This is a genomic window from Pedobacter sp. W3I1 (genome assembly GCF_030816015.1).
GTDB lineage: Bacteria > Bacteroidota > Bacteroidia > Sphingobacteriales > Sphingobacteriaceae > Pedobacter.
In genome coordinates, this window is the sequence record NZ_JAUSXN010000001.1 from 3104409 (window position 1) to 3117348 (window position 12940).

Genomic DNA, 12940 nt, shown 5'->3' on the forward strand with positions numbered 1-12940 from the left:
CCAATAAAAAGAGGCCCTAAAGCCTCTTTTTTATATTTTAATGCCTTCCATGTTTTTCTCTATGTCCTCTAGAGAATAAACTTGAATTTACACTTCTATCATGATATCTATTATCTCCGCGGTAAGATCTGTAATTGTTTCTTGGCGAGCTATAACGTACCCGGTTTCCACCACCATAAGATGAGCGATAGTAATTATTATGACGTGAATAATTTACTCTGTGGGTATTATAATTACGATATGGGCTATTTCCATAAACTACCACTTTTCTTCCGTGATGCAGATCGTAACCTCTATATCTTGCAGGTAAATATCTCGATCTTGTCCACCTGTTTCCGCTTAAATAAACAAACTGTCTTTGTGGAACGTAATAGTAAGATTGAACTTCTGGAAGGTAATAGTAATCAACGCTTTGATAACCAGCCGGAACCCAGGTAGGTTGAGCACCAATATTTACGTTAATATTTACCTGAGCGTTAGATTGATTAGATGTTAAAGCCACGATACCTAAAATCGCGGAGATGATAAATAACTTTTTCATAATAATCCATTTATTTGTGTGTATTTCAATAATTCAAACGCTGTGCCAAAACTTCTATTGTAACAGATATATAAAAAAAAGAGCTTCTTTCGAAGCTCTTTATAAATCAGCCAATAAAATTAAATATTAGTGTTTTTCTTTGCCATTTCCATGGCCTTTTCCCTTGTCGTTTCCGTGGTCTTTTCCATTATTTCCTTTTCCATAAATCTTTTTAGCCTGTCCTGGGGGCATGCCATGAGGATGTCCCTTTACAACATAATATTTACTGTCACGGCTATCCCTAATTACAAATTGTCCTTTGTTACCTTTGTATTTTGCATATTTTACTTTATCATTCTTGAAATTTAAATAGGGCTTAGGCGAATTGATTACAACTTTATAACCATTGTATAAATTGTAATTACCATATCTGGCAGGTAAAGAGTTTGCAAAAGTCCAATCGTTTCCATTTAAGTAAACAAACTGCTTTTGTGGAACATAATAATAACTTTCTACATCAGGTAGATAATAATAATCTACATGGTCATAACCTGTTGGTCCCCAAAGCGGCTGCGATCCGATATTAACATTTACATTTAATTGTGCTTTCGCGGGGATGCTGAGAAATGAAACCATCATAACTACAGCAACTAAAAATAATCTTTTCATAATTAATTTAATTTGTGTGTTTATTATTCATTACCAAACACGTGCCAGAAATCATCAAATAAAAAAGGAGCCTCTTTCGAAACTCCCTTATTTACAACTAAATATTGATGTTAGTGGCGGTCGTCACCCCGTCTTTGTCCATTATTTCTCTCTGAATGATTATCATGACCATTGTTAGCTTGTAGACGACCATTATTTTGGGAAGGCCTAGTTACATTTCTTTGTACTACACGGCTAGAGCGGTTGTTGTTACTAATTACAGTTACATTTCTAGTAGGTCTTTGATTGTAGTTTGGATGGCCCTTTACTACATAATATTTACTATCGCGACTATCTCTTATAATCGTTTGGCGACCACTGTAGTTTTTATATTTACTGTATTTGGTTACATAGATATTGTTCCTCAAATATGGCTTTGGCTCATTGATCACCACTTTATAGGCATGGTACAAATCAAAGTTCCTGTATTGAGCAGGCAAGCTGTTTACTGAAACCCAACGTCCTCCATTCGAATAGATATATTGACCAGTGGGCACGTAATAATAGGCATCAATGTCGGGGAAATAATAATAATCTACGTGGTTGTATCCTGTTGGCCCCCAAACTGGCTGCGAGCCAATATTGATGTTTAAGCTAACCTGTGCTTTGGCATTGTTGATGCTGAATAATGAAATCATCAGAACTGCAGCAAATAAAATTAACTTTTTCATAACATTTTTAATTTAAAGGTTTCTTGTGTGTGTTTGCTGAGATAGACAAATCAAACAGACTCTGGTTTAATGAACGTTATTCCATTTAACATTCTTTAACGATTGTATGTGTTATTGAGTAATTTTACTCAGCTTATTGAGTAAATTGTAAAAACACATGTAATCAGCTCAATTACAGTTATTTGTCAAATAATTTTTTATATAAAAATCGATAATGCAGCTGTTATTATTTTTAAATATTGTTGAATTTTGTTAATCATTTTGAATTGCTAAGCATATTGAGTATTTTTACTCAATACATTGAGTAAATTGTAAAAAATGTTCCAAAGATCTTATTTACAGAAACTTACAAAGGTAATGAATGAGCCAAAACAGTTTATTCAGGTACTTGTTGGACCAAGACAAATTGGTAAAACCACATTGATCAGCCAATTGGTCAAGGAAATTGCTATACCTTATATATTCGAGTCTGCAGATGCTGTTGCGGCATCTGATCGAACCTGGATAGAGCTAATATGGCTTAATACCAGAGAACTATTAAAAGAACCCGGTGTTAATGAATATATTCTTGTGATTGATGAGATTCAGAAAATTGATAACTGGAGTGAAATTGTGAAACGTTTATGGGATGATGACATGAGAAATGGGCTAAACCTGAAGGTAATTTTACTGGGTTCATCAAGGCTATTAATTCAGCAAGGCTTAACCGAATCATTGGCAGGAAGGTTTGAGTTAACTTATTTAGGGCATTGGAGCTTTACCGAAATGGAAAGTGCTTTTGGTTTTACTGCCGAACAATATGTTTGGTTTGGTGGCTATCCTGGCTCTGCAGGTCTAATCAACGATGAAGAGCGATGGAAAAATTATGTTTCAAATGCTTTGATAGAAACCAGTATTTCAAAAGACATTTTAATGCTTACCCGTGTTGATAAACCGGCTTTAATGAAACGTTTGTTCGAACTAGGTTGTGTGTATTCAGGGCAGATCTTATCTTTCACTAAAATATTGGGTCAGCTTTCTGACGCAGGTAATACCACAACATTGTCTCATTATCTGCAATTATTAGATACAGCAGGTTTACTTGGAGGCATTGAGAAATTTGCGGCTGATGTAATCCGTAAGCGTTCATCGAGTCCAAAATTTCAGGTGCATAATAATGCTTTGGTAAGTGCTCAAAGAAACGAGTTCTTTGAAGAAATAAAAAAACAACCAGCAGAATGGGGGAGAATGGTAGAATCATCAATAGGAGCACACTTGTTAAATTCTTCATTTGTTGAAGGTTACAAAGTATTTTATTGGAGACATAGAAACGATGAAGTTGATTTTGTTTTAGAAAAACGCGGTAAAGTAATCGGTATTGAAGTTAAAAGTACAGGCTTGGTTACAGGCACTTCCGGGATGGATGCTTTTAACAAAATGTATAAGCCAGATAAAATGCTTTTAGTAGGAGCCGGAGGATTACCCTGGCAAGAATTTCTAAAAATTTCTCCATCAAGCCTTTTTTAACGAAAGACTAAATAATAACTATATTTGACACATTAATATTTAACCATAGATTAAATCTGTATTGAACTGTAAAATCTGTGGTTAATAAAACTTATACCAACACGAAGCTTTAAATGCCTTTACAAGAAATAAGCCCCCAAACTGCTTTCGAACTCGTTTCAGGACTAGAAATCCACGTTCAGTTAAATACAAACACAAAAATATTTTCTGCTGATAGTGCGTCTTTCGGGGCTTTACCTAATCAAAATATATCTACGGTTTCGTTGGCATTGCCCGGGGCCTTACCTAAGTTAAACAAAGAGGTAGTAGCAAAAGCTATCCGTATTGGTTTAGCTTTAAACTGTACCATTAACCAGATCAATCATTTCGACCGGAAAAACTATTTCTATGCCGACTTGCCAAAAGGATACCAGATTACGCAAGATAACCAACCAATTTGTGTAAATGGTTTTTTGGAACTTCAATTGGCTGATGGTTCTACGAAGAAGATCGGGATCAACCGGATCCACCTGGAAGAAGACGCTGGAAAAAGCATCCATGATCAGGACGACAACTATTCGTTAGTTGATTTAAACCGTGCAGGTGTACCATTAATCGAGATTGTGACCGAACCCGATATCCGCAGTTCGGAAGAAGCTTCTGTTTTATTAAGTGAAATCAGAAAGCTGGTTAGACATTTAAATGTGAGTGATGGCAATATGGAAGAGGGGAGTTTGCGTTGCGATGCCAATATTTCTATCCGTCCATTTGGTACTACCGAATTTGGAACACGCTGCGAAGTAAAAAACCTAAACTCAATGCGTAACGTACGTAGAGCAATGGATTTCGAATTTGGCCGCCAGGTAGAAGTGATTAGTAACGGAGGAAAGATTATTCAGAGCACATTAAATTTTGATGCCGATAAAGGTACTACTTCACCTATGCGTACCAAAGAAGAGGCTAATGATTACCGTTATTTTTCAGATCCTGATTTACAACCCATTCACATTTCTGACACTTGGTTGGCCGAAATTAAATCTTTAATGCCCGCACTTCCTAATGAAATATCAAAACAAATGGTTTCAGAATTTGGAATCAGCAAGGCTGATGCGGCACTTTTTGCAGAAGATTTAGACCTGTTAAACTATTTTAATTCCGCTCAATCAGCTGTTCACAACAAAAAAAGCTTAATAAATTGGTTAATTGGTCCAATCAGAGCTGTTTTAAATGAAAAAGGGATTCCAATAACTGATTTTAAAGTGAATCCTGCACAACTGGCCGAAGCTATAAACCTGGTTGACGATAAAAAAATCACACAACAAATTGCTATTCAACAATTATTGCCAGCTGTTGAACTAGACGAAAATGCAAAAGTTATTGATTTGGCACAATCATTAAACTTGCTGATCTCTGAAAATGGAGACGAATTAAGTAGCTTTATTGATGAAGTGTTAAATAAATACCCACAACAGGTAGAAGCGTACAAGAAAGGCAAAAAAGGCGTTTTAGGTTTGTTTGTTGGCGATGTAATGAAACTAGCCAAAGGAAAAGCCGATGCTAAAAAATTAAATGAATTAATACTTGAAAAACTGAAATAATGAGACTAAAACAATTGAGCCTGATCATATTGATCGCGATTGCCTTCACCGCATGTAAACCCAAAGATAGCTTTACCATTGACGGAACTTTTCAAAATCCTGGAACAGAGAAGAAAGTATTTTTATACGGTATGCAAAATAGCAATATGGTGGCAATCGATTCAACTAATTTATCAGAAAAAGGCGAATTTAAATTCATTCGTAAAACGCCATCGGTTGATTTCTTTAGGGTATCGGTAGGTAACCATGAATTTATGTTAATTGCAAAAAATGGCGACGACATTAAATTGGAAGCTGATTTGGCCGACAAAACAATGGCTTACAAAATTTCGGGTGCAAATGAAGTAGAAAAATTATCAGAACTCAATACCATTAGAAACAATTTTGCCAGGCAGGTAGAAAAACTACAGGCCGATTTCGAAGCAAAAGTGGCAACACAACCTCAAAACAGGGCAGCCGTGCTAGAATCGATGAAACCCCAGTATGAATCTTATATCAACCAATTAAATACACAAATTATAAAATTTGCTAAAGATAATAAAGGAACGCTTGCCAGTTTCTATGCTATGAATACTTTAAGTCCGCAGGAATTCGAAGCTGAACTGGTAAAATTTGCTGGTGAAGTTAAAGAAGAAATTAAAGGCAATGCTACTGTTGATACTTTTGTAAAACAGATGGCGCTTTTAAAAGCGGTTCAGGTGGGGCAGATCGCACCAGCATTTACCATTAATACCGCTGATGACAAACCTGTAAGTTTATCAGACTATAAAGGTAAATACGTACTCATCGATTTTTGGGCATCATGGTGCCAGCCTTGCCGTCAGGAGAATCCGAACGTAGTTAAGGTGTATAATAAATATAAAAATAAGAACTTTGATATCATTGGCGTTTCGTTAGATACCGATAAGGCTGCATGGTTAGGTGCAGTGAAAGCGGATGGATTAACCTGGACACACGTTTCGGAATTAAAAGATTTTAACGGTGTAACGGTAAAAAAATATCAGGTGCAAGCAATCCCAACTTCTTACCTGGTTGATCCGGCTGGAAAAATAGTGGCTAAAAACTTGCGTGGCGACGAACTGGAGGCATTTTTAGCTAAGACGTTACGTTAAAACAAATTCCATGTTAAACTAATTTAAGTAATTAACAATTTCTTAACTTAGGCTTAACTAAATATTGCATCATAGACACTACTTTCGTAACAAATATTTAACTATGAACAACGCAGGTCAGAAAATATTAATTGTTGATGATGAACCAGATATCCTGGAGCTGATTGAATATAATCTTAAAAAAGAGGGTTATCAGGTTTTTACTGCTACCAATGGCCAGGAAGGAATTACTGTTGCGAAAAAGGTGCATCCAGATTTGATTATTCTAGATATTATGATGCCTAAGATGGATGGAATTGAGGCTTGCCGTTTAATGCGTGCAATACCTGAATTTAAGAATACATTTATGGTTTTCTTAACCGCCAGAAGTGAAGAGTATTCAGAAATCGCAGGTTTTAATGTCGGCGCTGATGATTATATAGCAAAACCGATTAAACCACGTGCTTTAGTTAGCCGCATTAATGCTATTTTAAGACGAAATACAGGAACGGAAGAAGTATCAGAAAATAAATTAGAAATTGGCGATTTAGTAATCGATCGTGAGGCTTATTTAGTTTTTCAAGGTGGCAACAAGGTAGTACTGGCGAAAAAAGAATTTGAGCTTTTATACTTACTGGCTTCAAAACCAGGAAAAGTTTATACCCGCGAGTCGATCCTTAAAAATATCTGGGAAGATTCGGTAGTAGTAACCAATAGAACCATCGATGTTCACATTCGTAAACTAAGAGAAAAACTAGGTGAAACTTATGTATCAACCGTAAAAGGGGTAGGTTATAAGTTTGAACTTTCTTAAATTATAAAAGTTATAGGTATTAGCCGCTCTGATCAATATCGGGGCGGTTTTTCTATACTTAAAATCTTCAATTAGATCCTGAAACAAGTTCAGGAGGACGATACTCGTAAAAATTCGTCATGCTGAATTCATTTCAGCATCTTCCTTGATTGAGTCCCTGAAATAAATTCAGGGTGACGCCCGCCTTAAAAAAATAAAATCGTATTTTTGCGCTTCATTAATTACAGCGCAGTTTGAAGTTTCCAAATTTTAAAGACCTTATTCTTTTCGAAGACAACGATTTTATTGTTATCAATAAACCTCCATTTTTAGCCTCGCTCGATGAACGTGGTGGATCTGGAGAAACCAATGTGTTACGTCTGGCTAAACAGTATAGCGATGATGCACAGGTTTGTCACCGTTTGGATAAAGAAACTTCTGGTGCTTTAATTATCGCCAAAAACCCCGAAGCTTATCGCCACGCTTCTATGCAGTTCGAAAGAAGAAAGGTGAATAAAACCTATCATGCGGTAGTAGATGGGCACGTCATTTTCGACCAGTTAACGGTTGATCTTCCGATCTTAAACGATGGCAATAAAAATGTAACCATTGATAGGGCAGAAGGTAAAAGAGCGGAAACTATTTTCGATTCGTTAAAATACTACAAACATTACACTTTGGTAGAGTGCAAGCCAATAACTGGCCGTATGCACCAAATCCGTATTCACCTGGCTACGCAAAGAGCAGCCATTGTTGGCGATGATATGTACAAAGGCAAACCTGTTTTTCTTTCGTCAATTAAGAGAGGTTATAAATTAACCAAAGGCGAGGAGGAGCAACCCATTATGAAACGTTTCGCATTACACGCCAGGCATTTGGTTTTTAAAGGATTAGATGACCAAGATATTGTGATCGATGCACCTTATCCAAAAGATTTTGCAACCTTAATTAAGCTATTGGATAAATTTGATGCGTAAAACGGCCCTTTAAATTGGCTCGTTTCGTTGTTTTTGTTACTTTTGGACTATTCGCCCTCTATTAAAAATAATAGAATGTACATCAGATTTGTAAATTACCTTGATGCGGTTAATCAATACCGAAAATCTAAAATATCAAACCGTAATTTCTTAGTTATCCTTGCTGTAATTGTTGGAATTTTAGCAGGACTTGCAGCAGCCGTTTTAAAAAGTTTAACCCATCATATCGAAGAATTTCTTTCAATCAGACTGGCACTGGAAATATAAATACTACTTGTATTTCATTTTTCCAATGATCGGTATTTTTCTAACGGTTTTGTACATTAGATACTTTATCCGGAGAACGAAGTTCGAAACGGGCTTAACCCCATTGCTTTATGCCATTTCAAAAAAATCGAGCAAGGTAGAAGCACATAATATTTATTCGCAGGTTATAACTGCAGCAGTTACTGTTGGTTTCGGTGGATCAACAGGTTTAGAGGCACCAATTGTTACCAGCGGATCGGCAATAGGCTCAAATCTTGGCCGTTTACTGGGTTTGTCTTATCGTGAAATTACCATGTTGGTGGCTTGTGGTGCAGCAGCGGGTATTGCAGGAGCATTTAATAGTCCTGTGGCGGGTATTGTTTTCGCTATCGAAATTTTATTACCTGAGTTTACCATTCCTGCATTTATCCCGCTCTTATTATCAGCGGCAACCGCAGCAGTAGTAGCACGATTATTTTACACACAACAACTTTTCTTTTTAGTTACAGAAGGATGGAAGGTTAACGCCTTATTCTACTATGTAATATTAGCTTGCTTTATAGGCTTGTTTTCTATTTATTTTACAAAAGCCAACTATGCCGTAAAAGGCTTATTCTATAAAATAAAACATCCGTACACCAAGGTTATTGCAGGAGGTTTAATGCTTGGTGTTTTGGTTTTTCTATTCCCGACGTTGTATGGCGAAGGATATATTACCATAAAAGAATTGCTAAAAGGTGACTATAAGGCGGTGATCAATAATAGTATTTTTTCAGATTATAATACTATCCCTGCTTTGGTTATCCTATTCACGGTGGTAACCATTTTTATGAAGTCGATAGCTACCCTGGTAACCCTGGGTGCAGGTGGTAATGGCGGAACATTTGCGCCCAGTTTAATTATGGGCGGTTTAATTGGATTTATCTTTGCTTATGTGGTCAATCTATCTGGTATTGCTCAACTAAATGTATCCAATTTTATTGTAGCAGGAATGGCCGCAGCCTTAGGCTCAATTATGCACGCACCTTTAACTGGTATCTTTCTAATTGCCGAAATTACGGGCGGATATGTCTTAATGGTGCCGCTGATGATTACCACTGCCATTTCTTATGCGATTAACCGCAGTGCTCAAAAACATTCTATCTATACAAAAGCATTGGCTGATAAAGGCGAACTGTTATCGCATGATGATAAAGATACGACTGTTTTAAACCAGATGAAGCTGAAATACCTGATTGAGAAAACCTATCCTCGATTAAACATGAATGATCATATTTCGGTTAAGATGAATGAAATTTTGCAATCGCGTAAAAATATATGTGCTGTTACGGATGAAATGGGCGATTTTAAAGGCATAATTTACATAGAAGAGCTTTTTAACGAAATGATTAATCATCCTGATAAGGAAAATTTGCAAGCTTCTTATTTGGTACAACCTGCACCAAATGCCATTACTGAAAATGATGATCTGAAAATGGTATTAGAGAAAATGGAGCAGGATAATGTATGGATTTTACCGGTGTTAACTGCGCAAAATCAATATCTAGGCTTCGTTTCTAAAACGGCGATTTTTAATAAATACAGGGCATTGCTGATGAGACAGAATGATTATATGGGGTAACCCTAAATCCTACGGGAACGTCATTTCGACCGTAGTGGAGAAATCTTTCATAGATATTATTAATAGATATCTCCATTCCGCTGCGCTTCAGTCGACATGACGATTTATCTATTGGAATCTCTAAAAGTTGGAATGTTGAGCGGAAAACCTTCCAACTTTAAAACATTCCAACCTTAAAACTTTTCACCTTACTCAGCTCTCTTTAATCCAAACTTCTCAATTTTACTATATAAGTGACTTCTTTGGATATCAATTTCATCAGCTGTTTTTGATACATTCCAGTTGTTTTTCTCCAATTTGAATTTGATGAATTCACGTTCTGCGTGATCTTTATAATCCTGAAAATTATTAAAAGAATCGAAAGAAAAAGCCAGACTCGAACCGCCAGCACCCGCAATCTGTGCACTGGTTGCGGCACCAATGTTTGTACCACCACCAGGATTGGCAAAAGCGCGCACATCATTTTCGGTAATAACCTTGTCGCTCAAAATAATCAAACGCTCAATCATGTTATGTAATTCACGTACGTTACCTGTCCACGGTAAGGCCTTTAAAGCAGCCATACCTGCTTCGTTTATTTTCTTCACAGGCATTCCATAGTCGCTACAAATATTTTCTAAAAAGTTTTGCGCAATAACAGGAATATCATCAATACGCTCTGTTAAATGTGGAACATGGATATTGATTACGTTTAAGCGGTGGTACAAATCCATACGGAAGTTACCATCTTCGATTTCTTTCAATAAATCTTTATTGGTTGCTGCTAAAACGCGAACATTTACTTCAATTTCCTTTTCGCCACCCACACGCGAAATTTTATGCTCCTGCAAAGCACGTAAAACTTTTGCCTGGGCAGAGAGGCTCATATCACCAATCTCATCCAAAAATAAAGTTCCGCCATTAGCCAGTTCAAACTTACCGATACGTTGTTTAACAGCAGAGGTAAAAGAACCTTTCTCGTGACCAAACAATTCACTTTCTATTAGTTCGGATGGAATAGCCGCACAGTTTACTTCAATTAAAGGACTATCTGCCCGATTCGATTTCTCATGTAACCAACGGGCTACCAATTCTTTACCACTACCATTTGCACCAGTAATTAATACGCGGGCCTCGGTAGGCGCAACACGCTCAATGGTTTCCTTAATTTTAGAAATGCTTTCCGATTCGCCTAGAATTTCACGGGTTTTACTTGCCTTACGTTTTAAAACCTTGGTTTCGGTAACTAAATTTCCACGGTCTAAACCATTACGGACCGTGATTAATAAACGGTTTAAATCAGGTGGTTTCGAAATAAAATCGAAAGCTCCTTTTTTACTGGCTTCAATGGCAGTTTCAACTGTTCCATGACCGGATATCATAATGAATGGCAAATCGGGTTTAATGAGCTGTGCCTGTTCGAGCACTTCCATACCATCCATCTTATTCATCTTGATATCGCAAAGTACCAGATCGAAATTTCCTTTTTTGATCATTTCGAGGCCATCAATACCGTTATCGATATCTTCAACATCGTAATTTTCGTACTCCAGAATTTCGCGTAAAGTACTCCTTATCGCACGCTCATCGTCAATTATTAATAATTTAGCCATTAGAGATGTATTCTTTAGTTTTGAAATGCGAATATATTATTTTTTAGTTAATGTATAGTTTTTTATACAATTTATCCGCTATAAACCTTAAAAGATGCGAAAGGTTTTAATAAACATAATCCAGTTTGAACTTACGTAAATCGGGCTTTTGCTTTTTAGCTCTTTTTAATTCGAGCTCATAAATGGCACGTCCCAGGTTTTTCATAAAAGGAAAACAAACCGTTTCGTATTCGTACTTATTATCGTTAAATATGCCATCCTCGTTGCTCTGTACTACCGCCGTTAAGAAATATTCAATTCCATTTTTAAAATCAACGAAATAAGAATTATCGATGATGTAGCCATAGCTATCGCCATATTTATTAAAGATTCTAATATTTGGATCTGGTGTTACCTGTTCTCTTCCATAATACAGCATCTTTGCGTAGGTTGTCCAAAATTCTTTTGGATCGTATTTGGGAAAATCGCTTTCAGTAGGGTATTTACTCATATAAGTGTAAATAAGCTTATAATCTTCTGGTGTAAGATTAAACTGTTCTTTCACTGGGAAAGCCTCAGGAAAAATTAATTTCTGCATGAGCTTTTGTTGGTCGTTAATGGCGAAGGCATTTTTGCCTGCTAAGCTGAAAGGCTTGTTTACTAACTTGTTTGTACTATCCATATATCCGGTGCCCATTACCAGATTCGTCAATTTCAATTCATATTCTTTTGGATCGTACTGCGCTGCTTGATCATACACCAAATGATCTCCATTATAAAACTTAATGGGATTGGTATGTTTGGCAGATTCGCCGGCATCGCCAATGGCCAGGCGGTTTAAAATACGGCTATCGTTTAATCCGTTTGCTTTCAGTTTTTCATTAATTTCTGCCCGGCTAATAAATTCGAATAAACGGTTAAAAGCATCGTTATCGCTGGTAAGCAAAATCTTTTTAACATAATGTTCTATTGATGGAAGCCCGTTTTTAGCACTTGTATCTTTTAAAACTTTGGTTTGTCCTTTATAGGCGCTATCAGTAATCATGGTGCTTTTGGCTGTTAAACCAGTGTTTTTTAACCGGTTTACCTTTTCCAGGGCAAAAATCACCGCAGCAAGTTTAACCGTACTGGCGGGATAAAAATAATGGTGCGGATCTAAATTATAGCTAAACGTTTTAAAAGCAGGTCTATTCTTTACATCACGGTTAACCTGGGTATATAGAATTTGTATTTCGTTTTTATGTGGATGATGGAGCACCGAAGAAAAAAGTTCGGGTTTGCTTTCCATCATTTTCTTCAGAAAAACAGTATCGGTTTTTTGTGCCATAGCAGATATGCCGATTAACGAAAATGCAATAATTAAAATCCTTTTCATGAGTAAAAATTTGATTCCTAATTTAGCCTTTTCTATTAAAATCACCATTTTCCATCATCCATTTTACATGTTGTTTAATTTTGTTACTTTTGCAGCGCTTTTGGTTTCCGGCTTTACACCCGGAATTAAAAGGGAATACAGTGTAAATCTGTAACTGTCCCGCAGCTGTAAGCTCCTTAACGGATTTCCAATCAATCTGCCACTGTTCCGACTCGTTCGGCATGGGAAGGCCGGAAACCCGGGAGTAAGTCAGAAGACCTGCCTTCAGCATTTAATTTCATAGC

At 36.6% G+C, this 12940-nt stretch carries 12 protein-coding genes and 1 riboswitch; of the genes, 7 read left to right on the top strand and 5 right to left on the bottom strand.

The features are described 5' to 3' along the window. Window positions 1-37: 37 nt before the first annotated feature. The 3 genes from QF042_RS12920 to QF042_RS12930 form a co-directional block, all read right to left on the bottom strand. Entirely contained in the window at window positions 38-541 is a 504-nt protein-coding gene (locus QF042_RS12920) for a hypothetical protein (protein ID WP_307528960.1), read from the bottom strand. A 126-nt stretch (window positions 542-667) separates the two neighbouring features. Beyond that, window positions 668-1189 carry a hypothetical protein gene (locus QF042_RS12925; RefSeq protein ID WP_307528962.1) on the bottom strand — a complete coding sequence of 174 codons (522 nt, stop codon included), beginning with the start codon at window positions 1187-1189 and terminating at the stop codon, window positions 668-670. Window positions 1190-1299: 110 nt separating this feature from the next. Continuing rightward, on the bottom strand, window positions 1300-1899 hold the full coding sequence (locus tag QF042_RS12930) for a hypothetical protein (RefSeq protein ID WP_307528963.1): 600 nt from the start codon (window positions 1897-1899) through the stop codon (window positions 1300-1302). 318 nt (window positions 1900-2217) lie between these two features. On the opposite strand from QF042_RS12930, the gene QF042_RS12935 reads away from it, so the two are divergent. The 7 genes from QF042_RS12935 (at window position 2218) to QF042_RS12965 (ending at window position 9710) form a co-directional block, all read left to right on the top strand. Next, window positions 2218-3405, top strand: a complete 1188-nt coding sequence (locus QF042_RS12935) for an ATP-binding protein (RefSeq protein ID WP_307528966.1) — start codon at window positions 2218-2220, stop codon at window positions 3403-3405. A 113-nt stretch (window positions 3406-3518) separates the two neighbouring features. Next, on the top strand, window positions 3519-4982 hold the full coding sequence (gatB, locus tag QF042_RS12940; RefSeq protein ID WP_307528968.1) for an Asp-tRNA(Asn)/Glu-tRNA(Gln) amidotransferase subunit GatB: 1464 nt from the start codon (window positions 3519-3521) through the stop codon (window positions 4980-4982). Continuing rightward, window positions 4982-6094 carry a TlpA disulfide reductase family protein gene (locus QF042_RS12945; RefSeq protein WP_307528970.1) on the top strand — a complete coding sequence of 371 codons (1113 nt, stop codon included), beginning with the start codon at window positions 4982-4984 and terminating at the stop codon, window positions 6092-6094. Before gatB ends, QF042_RS12945 begins: the two co-directional genes overlap by 1 nt. Window positions 6095-6197: 103 nt before the next feature. Then, on the top strand, window positions 6198-6887 hold the full coding sequence (locus QF042_RS12950; RefSeq protein WP_029274338.1) for a response regulator transcription factor: 690 nt from the start codon (window positions 6198-6200) through the stop codon (window positions 6885-6887). Window positions 6888-7120: 233 nt separating this feature from the next. Continuing rightward, on the top strand, window positions 7121-7843 hold the full coding sequence (locus QF042_RS12955; RefSeq protein WP_307528975.1) for an RluA family pseudouridine synthase: 723 nt from the start codon (window positions 7121-7123) through the stop codon (window positions 7841-7843). Between the two features lie 75 nt (window positions 7844-7918). Continuing rightward, a complete protein-coding gene (locus QF042_RS12960) occupies window positions 7919-8110 on the top strand; it encodes a hypothetical protein (RefSeq protein ID WP_307528977.1) in 192 nt (63 codons plus the stop codon). A 49-nt stretch (window positions 8111-8159) separates the two neighbouring features. Next, on the top strand, window positions 8160-9710 hold the full coding sequence (locus tag QF042_RS12965; RefSeq protein WP_307528979.1) for a chloride channel protein: 1551 nt from the start codon (window positions 8160-8162) through the stop codon (window positions 9708-9710). A gap of 188 nt (window positions 9711-9898) precedes the next feature. Here the strand turns inward: QF042_RS12965 and QF042_RS12970 are convergent, their stop codons facing one another. After that, window positions 9899-11302, bottom strand: a complete 1404-nt coding sequence (locus QF042_RS12970) for a sigma-54 dependent transcriptional regulator (protein WP_307528981.1) — start codon at window positions 11300-11302, stop codon at window positions 9899-9901. Between the two features lie 106 nt (window positions 11303-11408). Next, window positions 11409-12656 carry a serine hydrolase gene (locus tag QF042_RS12975; protein ID WP_307528984.1) on the bottom strand — a complete coding sequence of 416 codons (1248 nt, stop codon included), beginning with the start codon at window positions 12654-12656 and terminating at the stop codon, window positions 11409-11411. Window positions 12657-12740: 84 nt separating this feature from the next. After that, window positions 12741-12937: riboswitch (cobalamin riboswitch) on the top strand. Window positions 12938-12940 lie beyond the last annotated feature (3 nt).

Excerpts from the sequence above, each read along its gene's own strand:
- QF042_RS12930 (WP_307528963.1), bottom strand. The coding sequence starts at position 1,899 with ATGAAAAAGTTAATTTTATTTGCTGCAGTTCTGATGATTTCATTATTC.
- QF042_RS12975 (WP_307528984.1), bottom strand. The coding sequence starts at position 12,656 with ATGAAAAGGATTTTAATTATTGCATTTTCGTTAATCGGCATATCTGCT.
- QF042_RS12945 (WP_307528970.1), top strand. The coding sequence starts at position 4,982 with ATGAGACTAAAACAATTGAGCCTGATCATATTGATCGCGATTGCCTTC.
- QF042_RS12960 (WP_307528977.1), top strand. The coding sequence starts at position 7,919 with ATGTACATCAGATTTGTAAATTACCTTGATGCGGTTAATCAATACCGA.
- QF042_RS12970 (WP_307528981.1), bottom strand. The coding sequence starts at position 11,302 with ATGGCTAAATTATTAATAATTGACGATGAGCGTGCGATAAGGAGTACT.
- QF042_RS12925 (WP_307528962.1), bottom strand. The coding sequence starts at position 1,189 with ATGAAAAGATTATTTTTAGTTGCTGTAGTTATGATGGTTTCATTTCTC.
- QF042_RS12920 (WP_307528960.1), bottom strand. The coding sequence starts at position 541 with ATGAAAAAGTTATTTATCATCTCCGCGATTTTAGGTATCGTGGCTTTA.
- gatB (WP_307528968.1), top strand. The coding sequence starts at position 3,519 with ATGCCTTTACAAGAAATAAGCCCCCAAACTGCTTTCGAACTCGTTTCA.
- QF042_RS12950 (WP_029274338.1), top strand. The coding sequence starts at position 6,198 with ATGAACAACGCAGGTCAGAAAATATTAATTGTTGATGATGAACCAGAT.
- QF042_RS12935 (WP_307528966.1), top strand. The coding sequence starts at position 2,218 with ATGTTCCAAAGATCTTATTTACAGAAACTTACAAAGGTAATGAATGAG.